20 protein-coding genes are annotated in these 22,029 nt (G+C 61.3%); 7 read left to right on the forward strand and 13 right to left on the reverse strand.

The window, feature by feature from the left end; genetic code table 11:
- Positions 1–96: 96 nt before the first annotated feature.
- The 12 genes from galU to gyrA form a co-directional block, all read right to left on the reverse strand.
- Complete coding sequence (gene galU / locus H0V34_01250) at positions 97–993, reverse strand: UTP--glucose-1-phosphate uridylyltransferase GalU (protein ID MBA2490373.1); 897 nt, start codon at positions 991–993, stop codon at positions 97–99.
- 182 nt (positions 994–1,175) lie between these two features.
- On the reverse strand, positions 1,176–2,396 hold the full coding sequence (gene lapB / locus H0V34_01255; GenBank protein MBA2490374.1) for a lipopolysaccharide assembly protein LapB: 1,221 nt from the start codon (positions 2,394–2,396) through the stop codon (positions 1,176–1,178).
- A gap of 179 nt (positions 2,397–2,575) precedes the next feature.
- The gene (gene ihfB, locus H0V34_01260; protein ID MBA2490375.1) at positions 2,576–2,872 is read right to left on the reverse strand and encodes an integration host factor subunit beta; all 297 of its coding nucleotides are present in this window, start codon (positions 2,870–2,872) and stop codon (positions 2,576–2,578) included.
- Between the two features lie 81 nt (positions 2,873–2,953).
- Positions 2,954–4,624, reverse strand: coding sequence for a 30S ribosomal protein S1 (rpsA, locus tag H0V34_01265; protein MBA2490376.1), 1,671 nt, complete (start codon positions 4,622–4,624; stop codon positions 2,954–2,956).
- 39 nt (positions 4,625–4,663) lie between these two features.
- On the reverse strand, positions 4,664–5,356 hold the full coding sequence (locus H0V34_01270; protein MBA2490377.1) for a (d)CMP kinase: 693 nt from the start codon (positions 5,354–5,356) through the stop codon (positions 4,664–4,666).
- Positions 5,353–6,723: a 3-phosphoshikimate 1-carboxyvinyltransferase gene (gene aroA / locus H0V34_01275; GenBank protein MBA2490378.1), complete on the reverse strand. Its 1,371-nt coding sequence runs from the start codon at positions 6,721–6,723 to the stop codon at positions 5,353–5,355. Before aroA ends, H0V34_01270 begins: the two co-directional genes overlap by 4 nt.
- Positions 6,720–7,583, reverse strand: coding sequence for a prephenate dehydrogenase/arogenate dehydrogenase family protein (locus H0V34_01280; protein ID MBA2490379.1), 864 nt, complete (start codon positions 7,581–7,583; stop codon positions 6,720–6,722). The genes aroA and H0V34_01280 overlap by 4 nt, the downstream gene beginning before the upstream one ends.
- Positions 7,580–8,701: a histidinol-phosphate transaminase gene (locus H0V34_01285; protein ID MBA2490380.1), complete on the reverse strand. Its 1,122-nt coding sequence runs from the start codon at positions 8,699–8,701 to the stop codon at positions 7,580–7,582. Before H0V34_01285 ends, H0V34_01280 begins: the two co-directional genes overlap by 4 nt.
- Positions 8,702–8,726: 25 nt before the next feature.
- Positions 8,727–9,812 carry a prephenate dehydratase gene (gene pheA / locus H0V34_01290; protein ID MBA2490381.1) on the reverse strand — a complete coding sequence of 362 codons (1,086 nt, stop codon included), beginning with the start codon at positions 9,810–9,812 and terminating at the stop codon, positions 8,727–8,729.
- Positions 9,813–9,824: 12 nt separating this feature from the next.
- A complete protein-coding gene (locus tag H0V34_01295) occupies positions 9,825–10,988 on the reverse strand; it encodes a phosphoglycerate dehydrogenase (GenBank protein ID MBA2490382.1) in 1,164 nt (387 codons plus the stop codon).
- Positions 10,989–11,015: 27 nt separating this feature from the next.
- On the reverse strand, positions 11,016–12,098 hold the full coding sequence (gene serC / locus H0V34_01300) for a 3-phosphoserine/phosphohydroxythreonine transaminase (GenBank protein ID MBA2490383.1): 1,083 nt from the start codon (positions 12,096–12,098) through the stop codon (positions 11,016–11,018).
- Between the two features lie 47 nt (positions 12,099–12,145).
- Positions 12,146–14,728: a DNA gyrase subunit A gene (gene gyrA / locus H0V34_01305; GenBank protein ID MBA2490384.1), complete on the reverse strand. Its 2,583-nt coding sequence runs from the start codon at positions 14,726–14,728 to the stop codon at positions 12,146–12,148.
- A 289-nt stretch (positions 14,729–15,017) separates the two neighbouring features.
- On the opposite strand from gyrA, the gene H0V34_01310 reads away from it, so the two are divergent.
- The gene (locus tag H0V34_01310; GenBank protein ID MBA2490385.1) at positions 15,018–15,266 is read left to right on the forward strand and encodes a GlsB/YeaQ/YmgE family stress response membrane protein; all 249 of its coding nucleotides are present in this window, start codon (positions 15,018–15,020) and stop codon (positions 15,264–15,266) included.
- Positions 15,267–15,463: 197 nt separating this feature from the next.
- A complete protein-coding gene (locus H0V34_01315) occupies positions 15,464–15,808 on the forward strand; it encodes a hypothetical protein (GenBank protein MBA2490386.1) in 345 nt (114 codons plus the stop codon).
- 20 nt (positions 15,809–15,828) lie between these two features.
- On the opposite strand, the gene mtnA is transcribed toward H0V34_01315, so the two are convergent.
- Positions 15,829–16,935, reverse strand: coding sequence for an S-methyl-5-thioribose-1-phosphate isomerase (gene mtnA, locus H0V34_01320; GenBank protein MBA2490387.1), 1,107 nt, complete (start codon positions 16,933–16,935; stop codon positions 15,829–15,831).
- Positions 16,936–17,139: 204 nt separating this feature from the next.
- On the opposite strand from mtnA, the gene H0V34_01325 reads away from it, so the two are divergent.
- The 5 genes from H0V34_01325 to rmuC form a co-directional block, all read left to right on the forward strand.
- Positions 17,140–17,760: an OmpA family protein gene (locus H0V34_01325; GenBank protein ID MBA2490388.1), complete on the forward strand. Its 621-nt coding sequence runs from the start codon at positions 17,140–17,142 to the stop codon at positions 17,758–17,760.
- A gap of 264 nt (positions 17,761–18,024) precedes the next feature.
- Complete coding sequence (locus tag H0V34_01330; protein MBA2490389.1) at positions 18,025–19,344, forward strand: TRZ/ATZ family hydrolase; 1,320 nt, start codon at positions 18,025–18,027, stop codon at positions 19,342–19,344.
- A 65-nt stretch (positions 19,345–19,409) separates the two neighbouring features.
- Positions 19,410–20,117, forward strand: a complete 708-nt coding sequence (ubiG, locus tag H0V34_01335) for a bifunctional 2-polyprenyl-6-hydroxyphenol methylase/3-demethylubiquinol 3-O-methyltransferase UbiG (GenBank protein ID MBA2490390.1) — start codon at positions 19,410–19,412, stop codon at positions 20,115–20,117.
- A 22-nt stretch (positions 20,118–20,139) separates the two neighbouring features.
- Entirely contained in the window at positions 20,140–20,820 is a 681-nt protein-coding gene (locus H0V34_01340; protein ID MBA2490391.1) for an HAD-IA family hydrolase, read from the forward strand.
- On the forward strand, positions 20,817–22,029 hold a 1,213-nt coding region (gene rmuC, locus H0V34_01345; GenBank protein ID MBA2490392.1), incomplete at its 3' end, for a DNA recombination protein RmuC. The genes H0V34_01340 and rmuC, both read left to right, overlap by 4 nt.

A 22,029-nucleotide genomic window follows, 5' to 3' on the forward strand; every position in this document is an offset into this window, starting at 1 on the left:
CTTAAACACTCATGCCAATGCAGCCGTGTTTAAGTTGGCGTAGTACTAAAGAGCGCCTGCGAGCTGTGTTTGTCGTTATTCTTGCAGGGCTGCAACCTACCTCGGCGGGCCGATCGACTCCACATCGAGCCCTTTGAGATAGTCACGGAATCTCGCGTGCAGCTCGGGATGCATGAGCGCGTGTTCCACTGTCGCCTCCAGATAGCCAAGCTTGCTGCCGCAGTCGTACCGCTTGCCCTCGAATTCATAGGCGAAGACTGATTCGCGCTCGAGCTGACTGGCGATTGCATCGGTTAACTGGATTTCGTTGCCAGCGCCGCGCTTCACGCGCGTCAGGCAGTCAAAGATCGATGGCGTCAATATATAACGACCAACAATTGCGATGCTGGAAGATGTCTCCTCCGGACTGGGTTTTTCCGTCATGCCATTGATTTTCCACAGGCGCTCATCGACAGACTCGCCCTCGACGATGCCATAACTATGCACGTCTTCCCGCGGAACCTGCTGTACGCCAATTAGCCCGCTTTGCCGCTGATTGTAAATATCCACCATCTGGCTGAGACAACCGCCATTTTCACTGGAAATCAAATCGTCGGCCAGGATCACCGCGAACGGCTCGTCGCCGACGACGTGCCGCGCGCACAGCACGGCATGCCCCAGCCCCAGCGCTTCCGCCTGACGGATGTAAACACAGGTGACTTGCGGGGGCACTATCTCCTGCACCAGCGCCAGCATTCTGTCTTTCTTGTGTGCCTTGAGCTCAACCTCGAGTTCGTACGCCTTGTCAAAGTGGTCCGGAATCGAACGCTTGGTGCGGCCGGTGATAAAGATCAATACATCGATACCGGCCGCAACCGCTTCTTCGGCCGCATATTGAATGAGCGGCTTGTCGACCACGGGCAACATTTCCTTGGGATTGGCCTTGGTTGCGGGCAGAAAGCGCGTGCCCAGGCCCGCCACCGGAAAAACCGCCTTACGAATCCTTTTGTTCAAAATGCGCTCCGGCTGGAGTTTTATAGTTCACAAGTCAGCCCCGAGAGCTGCACGAGCAAGATTTGCGTTAACGACGCACTTGTAACGGAAAAATTGATCGATGGCCAGAGTAACTCAAACACCGATCGTTGTCAGGGCTGGTGATGCTGATTGAAGGGCGCGTGTAACGCTGCCGGCGCCGATTATTTGCCGGCGGACGCGTACCATTGTTTTGGCGGCGCTGGTTGCGGCGCCGGTTTTGGCGCGCTGCCCAAGGCATCGATGGGCTTCACCGTCCCCCAGCCATGACAGCCCGGGCACTGCCAGTACAGGGCTCTGGTCGCCAGTCCACAGCGAGCACACAAATGCGAAGCCTGACGCCGCACATGTGCGTCCAGCGCATCGCCGATCGCGCGCAAAACGATGTCGTGGTTCGGGCCGGTTCCCCGTTTCAACCGAATGAACTCCGTGATCATCCTTAAGGACACCAAAGGCCGGTTCATCTCTTCGCATAAAACAGTGTCGGCGCCGGGTCCGTTACCTTTTTCCAGGCTGTTGACCATATCCAGCGTGACCGATAACCCGCAGTGATGCTCGCGCATCTGCCGCAATAATTTCTGATGGCCGACAATATCGCCGCACTGTGCGAAAGCCTCCTTGAGCTTTGGCAGCACCAGCGGAATGAAAGCCGGTTTCTGGCGGCCGACATCGCTGAAAAATTTGATAGCCATGCGGTAATCCGCCTGCGCAAAAGCCAGGTCGCCGAGCAGAATGCTTGCGCGCACGCAATCCGGGTCTTGAACCAGCGCCTGTCGCGCGTGTCGGAGCGCGCTGCCATGCTGGCTGTCGATCATACCGGCTTCGCCCAGTTCGCAATGATAATGCGCGATCACATCCCCCAGCGACGCGCCACACTCCCGCTGCCAGCGTACCGCGACATCGATCGCCTGCTGCCAGTCTTTCTCCTGTTCGTAGATTTCACGCAGATGCCTGTAGGCTTGCGGCGCGTGTCCACCAATATTGATAACCTCCTTGAAAAGATCCTCCGCGCGATCCAGCAGTCCCGCCCGCAAATAGTCTCTCGCCAGCTCCAGCAGTGCATCCGCGCGGTGGCCCAAATGCAGGTTGTCTATGGCAATAAGATTCTGATGAATGCGAATGGCGCGCTCGACTTCGCCGCGACGTCTGAAAAGATTGCCCAGCGCGATGTGCGTCTCGACTGTATCCGCATCGATGTCGTCGATGCGCATGAACACTTCGAGCGCCTTGTCCGGCTGCTCGTTGAGCAGGAAGTTAAGGCCCTTGATGTAGTCATCGGGGAGCTGGACGGCAGGCCGTTCAGCTCGATTACTTATCGAGCGGCTGGCAGCGTACCAGCCCGAAACGGCCGCCGCGGGTACCAGCAGCCAGAGCAGATCGATCATTCAGCCTTCATGCGGGTGCCCGCAGGTGATACACGCAAAGCTGGCGGTCGGCTAGCCGCATGAATGCCCCTGCGCGTGATACGGAGAATGGCCAACGATAGAACGCTACCGCCACTGGTCAACCGGTGCGCCGCGCTGATAATTTATACCATTCGATCGCGGGCCGCCCGACGTTGCGATCAATCCGGCTCGATGAGCGGATCGTTGACGCGCTGCCTCAACGCCTTGCCCGGCTTAAAATGCGGGACGTGTTTGCCAGGCAAATACACGGGATCCCCGGTTTTTGGATTTCTGCCCGTGCGAGGCGGGCGGAAATGAAGTGAAAAACTTCCAAAGCCACGAATCTCGATACGTTTGCCGGTCGCAAGCGCACGACTCATCTGTTCAAGCAGGCTCTTGACCGAGAATTCGACGTCCCGATAGGCAAGATGGCTCTGCTGGTGCGCAATTTTCTCAATTAATTCGGATTTCGTCATCGCTCGCCCGCGCAGGGAAGAAGGCAATCGGGCGCGTTACCCTGACAGCCATGGATTGGTTAGGTCAGTTAACACCCGCTACTAGTCCTTGTTGTCCATCTGTTCCTTCAAAATATCGCCCAGCGAGGTGGTCGCGGCGCCGGTATGACTGTAGTCCTGCAAAGCTTCCGCTTCCTCGGCGTATTCCCTGGCTTTGATCGACAGCGTTATCGTGCGATTCTTGCGGTCCACGCCCACGAATTTCGCCTGCACTTCGTCGCCCGCGTTCAGCACGGTGCGAACGTCCCCTACCCGGTCGCGCGCGAGCTCGGATGCACGCAAGGTACCCTCGACGCCGTCGCCAAGACTGATAATCGCCGCCTTGGCGTCGACTTCCCTGACCACGCCCTTGACGATGCTGCCCTTGGGATTATCGGCGACAAAGCTGGAAAATGGATCCTTGTCGAGCTGCTTGACGCCAAGCGAAATACGCTCGCGACTGGAATCGACGGACAACACCACCGCATCGACCTCTTCGCCCTTTCTATAGTTGCGCACCGCCTCTTCGCCCGGCACATTCCAGGAGATGTCGGACAGGTGCACCAACCCGTCAATGCCGCCGTCCAGACCAACGAATATGCCGAAATCGGTAATTGACTTGATGACGCCTGAAACCTTGTCGCCCTTGTTATGTAAAGCGGCGAAATCGTCCCAGGGATTCGGCAGGCACTGCTTCATGCCCAGTGAGATGCGACGCCGATCTTCGTCGATATCGAGAATCATGACCTCGACCTCATCGCCCAGAGAAACCATCTTGGACGGGTTGACGTTCTTGTTGGTCCAGTCCATTTCCGACACATGCACCAGCCCTTCCACACCTTCCTCGACTTCCACGAAACAGCCGTAGTCGGCAATATTCGTTACCTTGCCGAACAGACGGGTCCGCTCCGGATAACGGCGTGCAATGTCCACCCACGGATCTTCGCCAAGCTGCTTCAGGCCCAGCGACACGCGGCTGCGTTCCCGATCGAACTTGAGCACTTTCACGTCGATTTCATCGCCGATATTCACGACTTCCGAAGGGTGCTTGACGCGCTTCCACGCCATGTCGGTGATGTGCAGCAAGCCGTCCACGCCGCCGAGATCCAGAAATGCGCCGTAATCGGTCAGGTTCTTTACGATGCCCTTGACCACGTGTCCCTCGCGAAGATTCTCCAGCAGCGCCTCGCGCTCGGCGCTGTATTCGGACTCGACGATCGCGCGGCGCGACACCACCACGTTGTTGCGGCGCTGGTCCAGCTTGATAACCTTGAACTCCAGCTCCTTGCCTTCGAGATAAGTCGTGTCGCGCACGGGACGCACATCGACCAGCGAACCCGGCAAGAAGGCGCGGATATCCCCCACTTCCACGGTGAAACCGCCCTTGACCTTGCCCGTAATGCTGCCCGTTACCGCCTCGCCTGCTTCGAAAGCCTGTTCCAGCACCGCCCATGACCGCGCGCGCCGTGCCTTTTCGCGCGACAACTTGGTCTCGCCGAAGCCATCCTCGACCGCATCCAGCGCAACTTCCACGATATCACCCACATGCACATTGAGCTCGCCGCGTTCGCTGCGAAACTGATCGATGGGGATAACACCTTCGGACTTGAGGCCGGCGTTGACGATTACGGTATCGTTGCGGATGTCGATGACGGTACCATTGATAATGGTGCCGGGTCGCATTTGAATATTGTTCAGGCTTTCTTCGAACAGCTGCGCAAAGCTTTCACTCATGGGTTGACTGGACTCATAGACGTTAAGGGATTGCTGCAATCAATCCCTCGAGGTTGGTTGACGTTCGTTCACAAGGCGCACGACACTCGCAAACACCTGATCGATATTTCTTCCCGTAGAATCAACGATAACCGCGTCCGCCGCGGGCGCGAGCGGTGCGGCCTTACGTTCTCTATCCCGCTGATCACGGGTACTCAATTCTTCCAGAAGGTCGGCGAGCTTAGCACCAATCCCTAGCGCCATCAACTGCTTATGGCGTCTGTAGGCACGTTCATCAAGGCTTGCCGTGAGGTATATCTTGAGCGCGGCGTCGGGAAATATCACCGTACCCATATCGCGGCCCTCGGCGACCAGCCCAGGCGGTCGGCGGAACGCGCGCTGACGGAACACAAGCGCATCGCGTACCGCCGGGATGCACGCCAGCCGGGACGCCATGTCACCGCAGGCCTCGGAGCGCAACGCCTCGGTACGATCCTCACCATCGAGCCATGCGCGGCGCCCGCCGTCGGGTTCAGTGCTGAATACGACGTTGAAGCCAGTCGCTAGACCTGCCAGATCGGAAACCGCATCCAAAGAAATACCATGCCGCCGCACCGCCAGCGCCAGCGCGCGATAAAGCGCGCCGCTATCGAGCAGGCCGTATCCCAGATGGCCCGCAAGGCGGCTGCTGACCGCGCCCTTGCCGGCGCCGCCGGGGCCATCGATAGTAATAACCGGTGCTTCGCCCCTCACGCGCAGAAGGGCTCAGAAATATTCAGGCCCGCGCCCGTGGCCAGCGCGGCAAAACCCGGAAACGAGGTTGCGACGTTTGCGCAATCGTTGATGACAATCTCACCGTCCGCCACCGCGCCGGCAACCGCGAACGCCATGGCGATACGATGATCGCCGTGGCTGTCTATCACGCCGCCGCGCAACTGCCCGCCGATCACGCGCATGCCATCGACGGCGGGCGTGGCGTCGATCCCGCAAGCCTGCAATCCCGCGGTCATAACCTGGATGCGGTCGCTTTCCTTGACCCGCAGTTCCTTGGCTTCGGTTAACACCGTTTCCCCTTTTGCGCATGCCGCCGCAACGAGAATCGCGGGAAACTCGTCGATCGCCAGCGGCACCAGCGCTGGCGGAATTTGGGTGCCGGTCAGTGGCGCGTGCCGTACGCGCAGATCCGCCACCGGCTCGCCGCCGGCGGTGCGCTCATTGACCAATTCGATATCCGCCCCCATCAGTCGCAGGATGTCGATCACGCCGCGACGGGTGGAATTGACGCCAACCTGAGCAAGTATAACGTCCGACCCCGGCGCGATGCTGGCGCCGACCATGAAAAACGCCGCGGAGGAAATGTCCGCGGGGACTTCGATGTCGCGCGCGATAAGCCTGCCGCCGCCACGCAGACTCACGCCACCGCGTATCACGTGCAACGGGTAGCCAAACGCAGTCAACATCCGCTCGGTATGGTCACGGGTCATGACGGGCTCGGTAACAGAGGTCTTGCCTTGCGCATAAAGCCCCGCCAGCAACAGACAGGACTTGACTTGCGCGCTCGCCACCGGCATGTCATACGCGATGCCCCGTAATTCGCCACCACCCGCGATGATCAGCGGTGCGGTGCCTAGCGCACTGGTGCGGATGGCCGCACCCATCGCCGTCAGCGGCTCGGCAATACGGCGCATGGGACGGCGCACAAGCGAGGCGTCGCCGACAAGTTTTGACGCGAACGATTGCCCGCACAGCAGACCCGCCAGCAGCCGCATCGACGTGCCGGAGTTGCCCACATCCAGGTCCATGGACGGCGCTTGCAGCCCATGCAGACCCACGCCTTCGATTTTCACTTCGCCGCTTTCGGCGAAGTCCATCCGCACGCCCATGGTGCGGAACGCACGCGCCGTGGCCAGACAGTCCTGTGCATGCAAAAAACCCGCGATGCGCGTTGTCCCTTCCGCAATCGCCCCGAACATGAGTGCGCGATGGGAGATCGACTTGTCGCCTGGCACCCGCAATGTGCCGTTGACGCTGCCGCCCGGTCGCGTGCGAAAGCTTAAAGGCCGTGGCGTCCCGCTCTCCACCTCGCGGGCATCGCCAGACGGATCAGGGCTCACGATCATTCACCGGTCGCGATTCCGTCACGCGCCTGCTTGGCGCGCGTAAACAGCGCCTGCAGGCTCGTTCCGTCATGCCTCAGGATTGCGTCTTCGATGCGTTCCAGATCATTGCGATAGCGGCCGATCAGCGATCGGATCGCATCGCCGTTCGCCAGCAAGATATCGCGCCACATCACCGGGTCGCTGGAAGCGATACGCGTGAAATCTTTGAATCCACCAGCGGCAAAGCGGAAAATTTCATCGCGTTCGGCCAGCCGCGCCAGACTCTCGACCAGCGCATACGCGAGCACGTGCGGCAGATGGCTGGTCGCGGCCAGCACACGATCGTGATGTTCGACATCCATTTCCTCAACACTTGCGCCCGCCTGCTCCCACATGGATTTCACGGTCTGCAACGCCTTGCGATCGGTATTCACAAACGGTGTCAGGATCACCTTGCGGCCCCGATACAACCTGGCAAAAGCAGCCTCGACACCACTGTGCTCGGTGCCCGCGATGGGATGACCCGGAACAAAGTACGTCGGCACTTCACCGAACACGTTGCGCGCGGCCTCGACCACCGAGTGCTTGGCGCTGCCGACATCGGTGAGCACCACGCCTTCCGCCAGATGATCCTTGATGGCAGCGAACACCGCGAGCATGGCGCCCAGCGGCACGGCGACAACGGTCATGTCCGCACCGGTGACCGCGCGCCGGGCGTCGATCTCGAATCGATCGATTACGCCGAGTTCCACGGCCTTGCGCAGATGCGATGCGTCCCGCCCCGCGCCGATGATCTCGCCGACCGCGCCGGCGCGCCGCAGCGCCAGCGCCAGCGAGCCGCCGATCAGACCCACGCCGATCACGCACAAGCGCCGGATCATGGGCTAAGCACCTTGTCCAGCGCGTCGAGTACACGCCGGTTCTGATCCTCGCGTCCGATGGTGATGCGCAGGTACTCCGGCAGTTCGTAACTCGCGACGGGGCGTACGATCACGCCCCCGCGCAGCAACGCCTGGTACACCGCAGAGGCGTCGCGGCCGACGTTGACGCAAATAAAATTGCCTACCGACGGTATGAAGTGCAAGCCCCGCGCCTCGAACGCGCCCGCGAACTGCGCGAGGCCGGCGTTGTTCATCTCGCGGCTCTCCGCCACGTGCCCGGCGTCATCCAGCGCCGCCAGCGCCGCGGCCTGCGCGACACTGCTGGTGTTGAACGGCTGACGCACGCGATTCAGCAGTTGCGCGACGGCGGGGTGCGAAAGTCCGTATCCGATACGCAGGCCCGCGAGCCCGTAAACCTTGGAAAAAGTGCGGGTCACGATCAGGTTCGGGAATTCCGCCAGCCACGCCACCGCGTTGGGATAGTCCGACGCCTGCACGTACTCGAAATAGGCTTCGTCGACCACGATTAGCGTGGTGGCGGGTAATTCGCCTATAAACTGGCGCAGCTGCGCGCCATCGATCCAGGTGCCGGTAGGATTGTTCGGATTGGCGACGAACACCACTCGCGTCTCGCCATCGACCAGTTTGCCAAGCGCGTTCAAATCGTGGCCGTAAGGCATGGCGTGATCCGGCGCGTTAGGCTGCGCCACCCGTGGGGCCGCGCCCACGGCCTGCACCACGATCGGATACACGGCAAAAGCGTGCCGTGAAAACACCGCGTTGAGACCGGGCCTTAAAAAAGCGCGCGCGACCAGCTCCAGAATCTCGTTCGAGCCGTTGCCCAACGTGACACATTCACGCGCCACATGGTGATAATCGGCCAGCGCGGCCTTGAGCGCAAAGCCGTTGCCGTCGGGATAAATGGAAATCTTGCCGACCTCCCGCTGCATGGCGGCCATCGCCAGCGGGCCGGGGCCCAGCGGATTTTCATTGGATGCGAGTTTGAGCGAATCGTGGATACCGAGCTCTCGCTCCAGCGTTTCGATCGGCTTGCCCGGCTCGTATGGTTGCAGCCGCCGCACACCCTCGACCGCCAGATTCAGAAAATCGCAACTCATGTGCATGGCCGGGTCACGAGGAGCACTAAAGCACGGCGCGCGGGTACGAGCCAAGCACCTTGAACAGGTCGCCGAGTTTCTCCAGGTCATCCAGCGCCGGCTTGAGATTACCGTCGTCCATGTGACCTTCCACATCCAGAAAAAATACGTATTCCCAGTTGACCAGTTGCGACGGGCGCGAGGCGATGCGCGTCATGCTTACCCCGTTTTGCGCCAGTGGCGCCAGCAACCGGCATAGCAGGCCGGGCTGGTTGCGTCCCGACACCACCAGGCTGGTCTTGTCGAAACCGCTGGGCGGCACGCGCTGGCGGCCGATGATCAAAAAGCGCGTGATGTTGTTCGGATTGTCCTCGATATTGTTGCGGAGCGCCCGCAAACCGTAAGTGCGCGCGGCGGCGTCGCCAGCGATGGCGGCGGCATTGCCTTCTCCACGCGCCCGGCGGGCGCCCTCGGCATTGCTGCTGACCGCAATGCGCTCTGCTTGCGGCAGATTCGAATCCAGCCAGCCGCGACACTGCGCCAGCGACTGCTGATGCGAATACACGCGTTCGACTTTCGCGGCCTCGTCCAGAGTCGAAAGCAGATGATGGTGAATGCGCAGTTCGACTTCGCCGTTTATCTTGAGCGACGACTGCAAAAACATGTCCAGGGTGTGATTGACCACGCCCTCGGTGGAATTTTCGATCGGCACCACGCCGTAATGCGTGGTGCCGGATTCGACCTCGCGAAACACCTGGTCGATGGCGCCTAGCGCGATGGCCTTGACCGAATGACCGAAATGCTTTAGTACCGCCTCCTGCGTAAAGGTGCCCTCGGGCCCGAGAAACGCCACCTTGAGCGGTTGTTCGAGCGCCAGGCACGCGGACATGATTTCGCGAAACAGGCGGGCCATCTCCTCCTCGCTCAACGGTCCTTTGTTCCGGGCCAGCACCCTGCGTAACACCTCGGCCTCGCGCTCGGGACGATAGCAGGGCGCATCCGCGTCGGTCTGGCGCTTGATACGCGCAACGTTGAGCGCCACCTCGGCGCGTTCGCTGATGAGGCGCATGATCCTGGCGTCCAGCTCGTCGATTTGTTCGCGGGCGACGTTCAGTGCATCGCGGTCGTTCATGTCCTTAGCGTGTCAAACGGCGCGCACCCGCAACACGCCTTCGGTGGCTGCGATACGCTCGACGATATCGTCGGACACGCACGTGTCGGTATCGAGCAAGGTATACGCCAGCGCGCCGTTGGATTCGTTCACCATGTGCACGATGTTAACCTGCTCGCGGCCCAGGAAGTGAGAAATCCTCGCCACCATGTCGGGCACGTTTTCGTTAACGACCGCGAGCCGCGTGCGACCCTTGCGCGGCAAGGCCACTTCCGGGAAATTGACGGAGTTTCTGATGGTGCCCTGCTCCAGGTATTCCTTCAGCTGCAGCGCGGCCATCACCGCGCAGTTGTCCTCCGCCTCGCGCGTGGACGCGCCCAGATGCGGTAGCGCGATCACGCGCGGCTGTGCCTGCAGCCGGCGGGACGGGAAATCGCATACGTAAGTATAGACTTTGCCGGCGTTTATCGACTCGCAAACGGCGTCGTCGTCAACGATGCCGCTGCGCGCGAAATTGAGGATCACCACGCCATCGCGCATCGACGCCAGGCGCTTCGCGTCGATCATGCCCTCGGTCTCTTTCATCAGTGGCACATGAAAGGTCACGAAATCGACTCTGGAGAGCAGGTCGTCGACGCTGTGTGCGCGCTCCACATCGGCCGATAGCTGCCAGGCGCGCGTGACGGTGATGCGGGGATCGTAGCCCACGACGTGCATGCCCAACCCTCGCGCGGAGTTCGCCACCTGCACGCCGATCGCGCCCAGCCCGAACACGCCCAGGGTGCGGCCGGGCAATTCGTAACCCGCGAATTGCTTCTTTTCAGCCTCCATCGCCTTGTTAAGCGCGGCGTCCTCGCCGCTCAAGCCCCGCGCGTAGTCCCACGCCTGGCAGATGTTGCGGCACGCGACGAGCATGCCGGCCAGCACCAGTTCCTTGACCGCGTTGGCGTTCGCACCGGGCGTGTTGAACACCGGAATGCCCTGCCGGCTCATCGCATCGACCGGAATGTTGTTCACCCCCGCGCCCGCGCGCGCTACGGCTTTTAACGCTTGCGGGATGGTCATGCCGCGCATGTTATGCGAGCGCAGCAAAATCGCGTCGGGACGATCTATCTCCGCGCCGACTTTATAGCGCTCGCGAGGCAACTGTTCTATTCCTTTAGCGGAAATATTGTTCAATGTTAGAATCTTGTACACTTTCGACGTCCAGCCGTTAAAACACCGTCAGCCATGCGTGCGGGCGAACTCGGCCATGAATTCGATCAACGTGTTCACCCCCGCCGCCGACATGGCGTTGTAAATGCTGGCGCGCATGCCACCGACCGAGCGATGGCCCTTGAGCGCGTGCAGGCCGCTTTGGGCCGCCTGCGACAGGAACAGGTTGTCAAGCGACGCATCGGCCAGAGTGAATGGCACGTTCATCCGCGACCGGCAGTCGCGCTCTACCGGATTGCGATAGAAACCGGAGGCGTCAATGGCGGCATAGAGTTGCTCCGCCTTAGCGTGGTTGCGCGCGGCCATCGCTTCCAGGCCACCCTGCTGGATCAGCCATTTGAACACCAATCCGGCCACATACCACGCAAACGCCGGTGGGGTGTTGTACATGGACTGCGCGTTCGCGTGGTTGCGATAGCTGAACATGCCCGGCGTGCCGACGGCGGGCTCACCGACAAAATCGTCGCGCACGATGACGACGGTCAGACCGGCCGGTCCTATGTTCTTTTGCGCGCCGGCATAAATCACGGCATGTTTTTCCACGTCGAACGGGCGCGACAGAATGCTGGACGACAGGTCCGCGACCAGCGGCACGTCGCCGGTCTCCGGCACCCAGTGGAATTCCACGCCGCCGATGGTCTCGTTCGGCGTGTAGTGCACATACGCCGCTGTCGGATCCAGAGCCCACCAGCCGAAAGGCGGGATCTTCGTGAAATGATCATTTTCATCCGAGGCGGCAACGTTCACGTGGCAGAATCGCCCGGCTTCCGCGATGGCCTGCTTTGACCAGTAGCCGGTGTTGATGTAATCCGCGCCACGTTTGCCGCGCAGCAGATTCAGCGGCACCATTGCGAACTGGCTGCTCGCGCCACCCTGCAAAAACAGCACCCGGTAGCGATCCGGTATGGCGAGCAGCGCGCGCAGGTCGGCTTCAGCCTCGTACGCGATCGACATGAACTCGTCGCCGCGATGGCTCATCTCCATTACCGACATGCCACTGCCGCGCCAGTCCAGCAGTTCTTCGCTGGCTGTCCGCATGACCTCCGCCGGCAGCATGGCGGGGCCCGCGCCGAAATTGAATATTCTCGACACATTGTCTCCCGTGAATAATCTGGATTCCCGTCTCACCGCGTGGCGCTTCACGCTTCGTCGACTGTCAGGGGTTCGCCGGCATCGTCCCCGTCACCATTCAGGCCTTCGATGCGCTCGACCTCCACCAGACGCTCCCCCTCGCCCAGCCGGATCAGGGTCACACCCTGCGTGTTGCGACCCAAAAGCGACACTCCGGCGACGGTGGTTCGCACCAGATTGCCGCTGTCCGTGATGAGCATGATCTCGTCGTCGTCGCTGACCAGCTCGGCGCCGATCACGGCGCCGTTGCGCGAGGTGGCCTGGATGGCAATGACCCCCTGGCCGCCGCGGCCATGCAGCGGGAAATCGGCGATCGGCGTGCGTTTGCCAAAGCCGTGTTCGGTCGCGACCAGCACCGCATTGCCGCTGGCGGCCGCATCTACGGTCATCAGGGAAATGACCCGTTGTTCCCCCCTCAGCCGGATGCCGCGTACGCCTGACGCGGTGCGGCCCATGGAACGCACCTCGGATTCCTTGAAACGTACCGCCTTGCCGGCATTGCTGACCAGGATGATGTCCGCGAAACCATCGGTAATGCAAACGCTGATCAGCGCATCGTCTTCGCGCAGGTCGATGGCGATGATGCCGTTAGTGCGCGGCCTGGAGAACTCTACCAGCGGCGTTTTTTTGATCGTGCCGGCGCTGGTCGCCATCAGCACGAAACGGTCCGCGGTGAACTCGCGAACGGGTCTCACGGCGTTAATGCGTTCGCCTTCCTCGAGCGGCAGCAAGTTGACCATGGGCTTGCCGCGCGCGCCGCGGCCACCCTGCGGCAACTGGTAAACCTTGAGCCAGTAAACCTTGCCGCGGCTGGAAAAACACAGAATAGTGTCGTGCGTATTGGCGACGAATAATTTGTCGATAAAATCCTCGGCCTTGAACGAAGTGGCCGTCTTGCCACGGCCGCCACGCCGCTGCGCGCGGTATACGTCAACGGGCTGCGACTTGGCGTAACCGGAATGCGACAGGGTGACCACTACCTCTTCCGAGGGAATCAGATCTTCGAGGGTCAGATCCAGCTGATTCTCAAGAATCTCGCTGCGCCGCGCATCGCCGAACTGCTCGCGCGCGGCTACCAGTTCGTCGCGGATGACCTGCAAAAGACGCTCCGGCTCACGCAGTATCTGCAAATATTCGCCAATGCTGGCGAGCAGTTCGCCGTAATCCTTGACGATCTTGTCCTGCTCCAGCGCGGTGAGCCGTTGCAGGCGCAAATCCAGAATCGCCTGCGCCTGTAAGTCGGATAACCGATAGCCGTCGTCGTTCATACCGAACTGCGGCGCGAGTCCATCCGGCCGGGTATCCTCAGCGCCACCGCGCGCCAGTAGTTCCGTGACCACACCCGGCGCCCAGGCGCGCGCCATCATCGCGCTTTTGGCCTCGGCGGGATTCGCGCTGGCCTTGATCAGCTCGATTACCGCATCGATATTCGCCAGCGCGACTGCCTGCCCCTCCAGTACGTGCGCGCGTTCGCGGGCCTTGCGCAAGTCGTAAATCGTGCGCCGCGTGACCACTTCGCGGCGGTGGCGCAGAAACGACTGCAATATCTGCTTTAGATTTACCAGACGCGGCTGGCTATCCACCAGCGCCACCATGTTGATGCCGAAGACGTTCTGCAGCTGAGTGTGCTGGTACAGATTGTTGAGTATGACCTCCGCCACCTCGCCGCGGCGCAGCTCGATGACCATGCGCATGCCGTCCTTGTCGGACTCATCGCGCAGCTCGGTGATGCCCTCGACACGCTTGTCTTTGACCAGCTCCGCGATCTTCTCCAGCAGCCGCGCCTTGTTGACCTGATACGGCAACTCGGTGACGACGATGCGCTGCCTGCCATTGTCTTCTGTTTCGATGTGGCTGCGCGCGCGCACGTAAATGCGACCGCGGCCCGTCAGATAAGCCTCGACAATGCCGCGGGTGCCATTGATGATGCCGGCGGTAGGAAAGTCCGGTCCCGGCACATGCGCCATCAGCTCCGTGATTTCGGTTTGCGGGTTATCGATCAGCGCCACGCAGGCATTGATGACTTCCGTAATATTGTGCGGCGGGATGTTGGTCGCCATGCCCACGGCGATACCGGACGAACCGTTGATCAGCAGGTTGGGCACACGGGCGGGCAAAACTTGCGGCTCGCGCTCGGTCTCGTCGTAATTGGGGACAAAATCGACCGTTTCCTTGTCCAGGTCGGCCAGGATCTCGGCGGCAATGCGCGCCATGCGTACCTCGGTGTAGCGCATGGCGGCAGGCGCGTCGCCGTCCACCGAGCCGAAGTTGCCCTGCCCGTCCACCAGCATGTAACGCATGGAAAACGGTTGCGCCATACGCACGATCGCATCGTAAACAGCGGACTCGCCGTGCGGATGATATTTACCGATGACGTCGCCGACCACGCGGGCCGACTTCTTGTAGCCCTTGTTCCAGTCGACGCCCAGCACGCTCATGGCGTACAGCACGCGGCGATGCACGGGCTTGAGGCCATCCCGAACATCCGGTAGCGCGCGGCCCACGATTACGCTCATGGCGTAGTCGAGGTACGACTGACGCATTTCGTCTTCGAGATTGATCGACAGGATTTCTTTGGCGAATTCGGCCATTACATATTGACTAAAGCGGGGTGCGCCTTCGAAAGACGCTTATTAATCGTGAGAGGGTTCATCAAAAACGGGTCGATTATAGCATGTTCCCCCCATTTCACTCCCGGCGCTTGCGGTGCGGCGAACGATACCGCCGCTGTTGCCAACACCTCCGGCGCACACATGATCCGAATGCATTTTTATGCCGGGCGCTTTTGTCGGAATAGACATTGCATACCACGCAATGCACTTTATCCGCCGTGCACACCTTGTGTGGTTATCTTAAAGCAAAAACACTGGAGAAATTTTTATGGGTATACTGATCTGGATCATTTTCGGCCTCATCGCCGGGGTTATCGCCAAGCTCATCATGCCGGGCAAAGACCCGGGCGGGTTTATCATCACCATCCTGCTCGGCGTCGCCGGCGCCCTGGTCGGCGGTTTCATCGGTTCGGCGCTTGGCTTTGGCCCGGTGGATGGCTTTAATTTCGGCAGTTTCGTAATCGCCGTGCTGGGTGCGATCCTGCTGCTGTGGATATATCGCGTCATCAAGAAGTAAGAAAAGCGGAACGAAATGCTGCCGCACGCAATCATTGATCTAGTGGTGAGCGCCGCGGTCAGGCGCGGAAATGACGCACGCGACACGCACGCTAGATCCACCGCGTCGATGCCGGGTGGGTATCGCGGACTTGCACTTTGGTCACGAACCCCGCAACCTGCGGCGACACGCTACATTTCAATCAAGGAGTTACGCCTATGAATCAGATCAACGATCCGAAGCAATCCCTGAACGCCTCAACGGGCTTGACACTACGCCTCGTGGCGGCTGGCAGCGCTCTGCTGATCGCGCTGGCGGTGAGCGCCTGCGGACAGCAGGACGCCCCGGAAGGCCCGAGCGGCATGGCGGAAAAGGGCATGGAGAAAGCCAAACAAACAGGCAAAGAGGCCATGCAAGGCGCCAAAAAGGCGGGGAAGGACGCCATGCAGGGCGCCAAAAAAGCAACAGATAAGGCGCCTGTGGGCGGCAAATCCGCTGGCAAACAAGGTGCCGCCGGTCAGTCGAGCGAATCGATGGAAAATCCGAACAGACCCACCGATTGAGCGAATTGTTCGAAAGTGCTTCAGAGCGGCGCCGTAATGGCGCCGTTTTTTTGTCGTAAACGCAGCAGTGCAGCCAGTTTGGCGCGGTCGGGCCGGTGCAGCACGCCGCGTTCGGTGACCAGCGCATCGATGAGTTCCGCCGGGGTGATATCGAATACGGGATTCCACACCGCCACGCCATGCTCGCTCAACGCGCGTGACGACAGCATCTCGCCCGCGTCGCGATATTCGATATCAATATCGTCGCCACTCGCGGTGGCGAGATCGATGGTGCTGGTTGGCGCCACCACCATAAATTTCACGCCGTGATGACGGGCGTTTATCGCGAGATTATAGGTGCCGATCTTGTTGGCGACGTCGCCGTTGGCGGCGACCCGGTCGGCGCCAACGATGACCCAGCCGACATCACCCTGGCGCAACAGGCTGGCCGCCGCGGCATCGCACAGCAGGGTGACCGGGATGCCATCCTGCACCAGTTCCCAGGCGGTCAGCCGCGCGCCTTGCAGCCAGGGGCGCGTCTCGTCCGCGTACACTTTGGCAATACGCCCGGCGTGGAATCCGTTGCGGATCACGCCCAGCGCGGTACCGTAACCGCCCGTGGCAAGCGAGCCTGTATTGCAGTGGGTCAGGACCGAGTTACCGTCCAGCAATGCGGCGCCCAGTTCACCCATGCGGTAATTCGCGGCGATGTCCTCCTCGTGAATGCGCCGCGCCTCGGCGAGCAATTCGTGCCCAAGGTCAGACATCGCAGGGTCGGGCATCGTCGAATCGGCCCTCGCCGCATCGCGGTTCAGCCTGTCGATCACCGCGCGCATGCGCGCGATCGCCCAGTGCAAATTAACCGCGGTGGGACGTGCCGCGGCCAGCCGCTCCATGTCGGGCTCGATGGCGCGCCGCCAGTCCGACGCGGCGCACGTCCGCGCCGCCAGCACCACCCCGTAAGCAGCCGCGATGCCGATGGCGGGCGCGCCACGCACCACCATGTCGGTGATGGCTTGGGCTACCTCATCGCAGCGAGCGAGATCGAGATAGTCAATCGTGTCCGGCAAACGCCGCTGATCCAGCAGACGCACACGGTTTTGGTGCCATAGAACCGCCCTGATACGGTCGTGCACACGCGCCGTCATCGTCGCCTCAGCTTCACGGCGTTGCGGAATCGTCAAAAAGTTCGGTCAACCTGCCACAGTTGCCTTGACGTAGCGTTAAGTTCAAACCATTATCCTTAAAGTGTGATAGGAACATACCTTTCCATGCTGACTGTTTACTAAAACGAAAACGCGTTCACGCAGGTTGTATACTTTTTGTTCCCAATGACAATCAGGGAGACCTTGATGAGAATCAAATACCAAGCGATTGCCGCGATCGCCTGCGGCTTGTTGTGCACCCCGGCAGTCTACGCCCAGGGCGACGAAGGCGCCTACTGGAGCAATCCCGACGGAGAAGCCTACAAGAATGCCGAGGGCGAGTGCTGGAAAAAACCCGACTGGACCGAGGCCGACGCGACCAGGGAGTGCGACCCCGATCTGGTGCCCAAACCAAAGCCCAAGCCTGTCGCCAAACCGGCGCCCGCACCGCAGCCGACCGCCGATATCGAGGAAGTCAGCATAAGCGCGGACGCCAACTTCGCTTTCGATAGCGCCGTACTCAAACCCGAGGGTGCCGAGGTGATTCGCCAGATGGCGGGCCGGGTAAGGGATGTGAAAGACCTGAGCATCGACATCGCCGGACATACGGATAGTGTCGGTACCGACGCCTACAATCAGGGGTTGTCCGAGGAACGCGCGGCGAGTGCCAAGGCGGCGTTAGTCGACGAGGGCATCGACCCCGCCATCATTACAACCCGCGGTTATGGCGAGACCGCGCCGCTGACCACCAACGCCACCAGCGAAGGACGCGCCACAAACCGGCGGGTGGATGTCTCCGTGACCGGCGCCAAAAAGGTCATGCGGTAAATTCCGCCACGCCCACGATCCTGCTTCGGGGTCGTGGGCGTGCTGTTGCCCGCGCAGCTCTACGCCCGCGCTATCTGACGCCTATACAGTGACCGCGCGCGATTTTACACTACAGCACACACCATTTCGTGCTGACGATTGGCAACGGCCACTCTCTACAGGTCGATCCTCCACAAGTTTAAGGGCACTGCACCCTGCCAACGTTTACGCGCATTACCAGCCGGTGCTTAACCCGGAAAACAGTTGTTTGACGATCCAGCGCGCATGCAAACGATCGATAGTCTAATCAATGCGCGCTGGGTAGTGCCGGTAGAGCAGGACACGGTACTGGAACATCACGCCGTGGCGGTCGATCAGGGACGTATTGTCGATATTCTGCCGACCTCTGATGCCGAGCACCGCTATCAGGCGCGATACACGCATCGCTTTGATGGCCACGCGCTCATTCCCGGGCTGATCAACACCCATACGCACGCCGCCATGAGTCTGTTTCGCGGCCTTGCCGATGACCTGCCGTTGATGATCTGGCTCAAGGAACACATCTGGCCGGCCGAGAGCCGCTGGGTGAACGAAGCCTTTGTGTACGACGGCACGACGCTCGCGGCCGCTGAGATGTTGCGAGGCGGTGTCACCTGCTTCAACGATATGTATTTCTTCCCCGAGGTCGCCGCGCGCGCCGCGGTCACCGTCGGCATGCGCGCCTGCGTGGGCCTCATCGTCATCGATTTCCCCACGGTCTACGCAGTCAACGCGGACGAGTACATCAGCCGCGCGCTGGCGGTGCACGACGAATACAAGGGCGATGCGCTGATAACCACCGCGTTCGCCCCCCACGCGCCTTACACGGTGTCGGACAACGCGCTCAGGCGCGTGCGCACCTTCGCGGACGAGCTGGATATCCCTGTGCACATGCACGTGCACGAAACCGCCGACGAGATCGGCCAGAGCATCGCCAGCCACGGCGGGCGGCCGCTGCAACGCCTGGCCGGACTGGGGCTTGTGTCGCCCTCGCTGCTGGCGGTGCACATGACGCAACTGACCGACGCCGATATCGAACAGGTTGCCGGCGGCGGTGCGCACGTGCTGCACTGCCCGGAATCGAATATGAAACTCGCCAGCGGCTTCTGCCCCGTGCACCAGCTGTTAAAGGCGGGCGTAAACATCGCGCTGGGCACGGATGGCGCGGCCAGCAACAACGATCTGGACATGTTCGCGGAAATGCGCACGGCAGCCCTGCTCGCCAAGGCGGTCGCGGGTGACGCCACGGCGCTGCCTGCCGCTAGCGCGCTCCGCATGGCGACCCTGAACGGTGCCATTGCGCTGGGACTCGGCGACCAGACCGGGTCGCTGATCACCGGCAAGTGTGCGGATATCGTAGCCGTAGAGCTGGACGGAATCGAGGCCACGCCGCTGTACGACCCGGTCTCGCAACTGGTCTACGCGACCGGCCGCGATCAGGTTACGGACGTGTGGGTGGCCGGTCAGCAGGTATTGGAAGGACGCCGCTTGAGCAACCTCGACGAAGCGGAAGTCCGCGCCAAAGCGCGTGCGTGGAGCACGCGCATACGGGAGCTTCAAGGCTGATATGCGGCGTCGAACCTGTTCACACTACCAGCCTGCCTTTGCCGCCCCCAACAGAGGATAAACGCATGGCGCCCGTGCGACCGAACATCGACGCCGCCGAAATCGGCAAATTCGAACGTCTGGCGGACCAGTGGTGGGACCGCCAGGGCCAGTTCAAGGCCCTGCACGACATCAATCCGCTGCGCCTCGATTATATCGATGGACGCGCGCGGCTGGCCGGCAGGCAGGTTCTGGACGTGGGTTGCGGCGGCGGGATTTTGACCGAGGCCATGGCGAAGCGCGGTGCCGCGGTCACTGGCATCGATCTGGCCGAAGCGTCGCTACGCGCGGCAAGCACGCATGGCGCGCAGAGCGGGCTGTCAATCGATTATCGGCATGTCGCCGTCGAGCAACTCGCCGACGAACAATCCGGGACGTTCGATATCGTCACCTGCCTGGAAATGCTGGAGCACGTGCCGGACGTGAGCGCGACCGTGAACGCCTGTGCTCGCTTGACAAAACCAGACGGTCATATATTTTTTTCCACGCTCAACCGCAACCCGAAGTCGTTCCTGTTCGCGATTGTCGGTGCCGAATATATTCTGAATCTCATTCCTAAGGGCACGCACGAATTTGCGCGCTTCATCCGGCCCTCGGAGCTGGCTCGGTGCGCGCGCGACGCCGGGCTGCACCCGGCCGATATCACCGGCCTGGTCTACAATCCCATCACGCGAGGCTATGCGCTGTCGCACGATGTCACTGTCAATTATTTGATGCACGCGCGCAAGGCTTGAATCCGGAACGCGCGCGCCGCACGTGAATATCGACACCGTGCTGTTCGACCTCGACGGAACCCTGGCCGGTACCGCGCCGGACATGCTCGCCGCGTTGAGCACATTGCTGCGCGAACAGAATCGCGCACCGGTAGATCCCGTCGTGGCCAGAGGCTGCGTGTCGCGCGGCGCGGTCGGCCTGCTGCGACTGGCATATGGCGACGACCTTGCGGATGACGAGTTCGAGCGCCTGCGCGTGCGTTTTTTGCGTATCTACGCCGACGCGCTCTGTGTCGATACCCGATTGTTCCCGAACATGGCCGAGACACTCGCGCATATCGAGGGCTCCGGTCACAAGTGGGGCGTGGTCACCAACAAGCCGGCCTTGCTGACCGACCGGCTGATCGACGCGCTGGGCCTGACCGCGCGCGCCGCGTGCGTGGTCAGCGGCGACACCACCGATCAGCGCAAGCCACATCCCAAACCGTTGCTGCACGCGTGCGCGTGCTGCGCGAGCCGCGCGGCGCAATGCGTTTACGTCGGCGACGATCCGCGCGACATCCAGGCAGGCCAAGCGGCCGGCATGACCACCCTGGTTGCGTTGTATGGATACATCAGCGAGGGACAAAATCCGCACACCTGGGGCGCGGACGGCGTGCTGCACGATATAGGGCAACTGCCGGCATGGTTGCGGCGCCGCAACGGCGCGGGCCGGCCGCAATGACTGTGTTTAACGTGCAATTGATCGCGGCGTTCGCAGGCGCTCTCATTGCCGGCATTTTACTGGGCGCATGGTTCGTCGCCAGCCGCAAGAATACCGATTTGCAGCGCCAGCAGCGGGACAATGCGCAACTGACCGCGCAACTTGCAGCCGAGCAACAGCGCTATCTCGAACACGATGCGGCGCTGGAGGAGGCGCGCAAACAGCTCAAGGACAGTTTTGCCGCGCTTTCCAGCCAGGCGCTCAAGGAAAATAATGAGGCGTTTTTACGGCTCGCCGAAGAAAACCTGGGCCGCTTTCAGGCTCAGGCCAGGGCGGGGCTGGAGCAGAAAGAGAAAGCCGTCGAGACGCTGGTGAAACCCATCCGCGACGCACTGGAAAAAACCGAGCAACAGATGCACGCGATGGAAAAGGACCGGGCCACGGCGTTTGGCTCGCTCACTCAGCATCTCAATCTGATGGCCACATCCCAGGTGCAGCTGCAAGCGGAGACACGCAATCTGGTGCAGGCGCTGCGCCGCCCGGAGGTGCGGGGGCAATGGGGCGAACTCACATTGCGGCGTCTGGCCGAGCTGGCCGGTATGGTTGAATATTGCGATTTCTACGAACAAGTTCATCACGCCACCGCCGAGGGCGGCATGCGGCCAGACCTGATCCTGCGCATGCCCGAACGGCGCGAGATCGTGATCGACGCCAAGACGCCGCTGGATGCATATTTAAGCGCCGTCGAGGCGGTGGACGATCAGCAGCGTACGCAACATCTAAAGCGCCACGCGCGTGGCATGCGCGAGCGGGTCAAGGCGCTCGCCAGCAAGCAATACTGGACGCAGTTCAAGGACTCGCCCGACTTCGTGGTGCTGTTCATTCCCGGCGATCAGTTTCTATCCAGCGCGCTGCAACATGACCCGGCGCTGCTGGAGGACGCGCTGCGCGACAAGGTAATTCTCGCGACTCCGACCAGCCTCATAGCGCTGTTACGCATCATTGCTTACGGCTGGCGACAGCAGGCGGTCACCGAGAACGCCGAGAAGATTCGCGCGTTAGGCGAGGAACTCTACAAGCGCGTCTATACGTTCACCGAACACCTGACGAGTCTGGGCAAATCTCTAGGCAGCAGCGTCGATCAGTACAACAAGGCGGTGGGTTCGCTGGAGCGGCAATTGCTGCCGGGGGCGCGCAAGTTCACCGAGCTGGGCATTAATCCCGCCAAAC

This window comes from Gammaproteobacteria bacterium, assembly GCA_013696315.1.
Lineage (GTDB): Bacteria > Pseudomonadota > Gammaproteobacteria > JACCYU01 > JACCYU01 > JACCYU01.

What these genes read in the sequence shown, in the direction of transcription:
- H0V34_01280 (MBA2490379.1), bottom strand. Translation starts at nt 7,583, where the DNA reads ATGATCCGGCGCTTGTGCGTGATCGGCGTGGGTCTGATCGGCGGCTCG.
- H0V34_01285 (MBA2490380.1), bottom strand. Translation starts at nt 8,701, where the DNA reads ATGAGTTGCGATTTTCTGAATCTGGCGGTCGAGGGTGTGCGGCGGCTG.
- ubiG (MBA2490390.1), top strand. Translation starts at nt 19,410, where the DNA reads ATGGCGCCCGTGCGACCGAACATCGACGCCGCCGAAATCGGCAAATTC.
- rpsA (MBA2490376.1), bottom strand. Translation starts at nt 4,624, where the DNA reads ATGAGTGAAAGCTTTGCGCAGCTGTTCGAAGAAAGCCTGAACAATATT.
- H0V34_01325 (MBA2490388.1), top strand. Translation starts at nt 17,140, where the DNA reads ATGAGAATCAAATACCAAGCGATTGCCGCGATCGCCTGCGGCTTGTTG.
- gyrA (MBA2490384.1), bottom strand. Translation starts at nt 14,728, where the DNA reads ATGGCCGAATTCGCCAAAGAAATCCTGTCGATCAATCTCGAAGACGAA.
- pheA (MBA2490381.1), bottom strand. Translation starts at nt 9,812, where the DNA reads ATGAACGACCGCGATGCACTGAACGTCGCCCGCGAACAAATCGACGAG.
- lapB (MBA2490374.1), bottom strand. Translation starts at nt 2,396, where the DNA reads ATGATCGATCTGCTCTGGCTGCTGGTACCCGCGGCGGCCGTTTCGGGC.
- H0V34_01330 (MBA2490389.1), top strand. Translation starts at nt 18,025, where the DNA reads ATGCAAACGATCGATAGTCTAATCAATGCGCGCTGGGTAGTGCCGGTA.
- H0V34_01315 (MBA2490386.1), top strand. Translation starts at nt 15,464, where the DNA reads ATGAATCAGATCAACGATCCGAAGCAATCCCTGAACGCCTCAACGGGC.
- H0V34_01310 (MBA2490385.1), top strand. Translation starts at nt 15,018, where the DNA reads ATGGGTATACTGATCTGGATCATTTTCGGCCTCATCGCCGGGGTTATC.
- mtnA (MBA2490387.1), bottom strand. Translation starts at nt 16,935, where the DNA reads ATGACGGCGCGTGTGCACGACCGTATCAGGGCGGTTCTATGGCACCAA.
- ihfB (MBA2490375.1), bottom strand. Translation starts at nt 2,872, where the DNA reads ATGACGAAATCCGAATTAATTGAGAAAATTGCGCACCAGCAGAGCCAT.
- aroA (MBA2490378.1), bottom strand. Translation starts at nt 6,723, where the DNA reads ATGATCGTGAGCCCTGATCCGTCTGGCGATGCCCGCGAGGTGGAGAGC.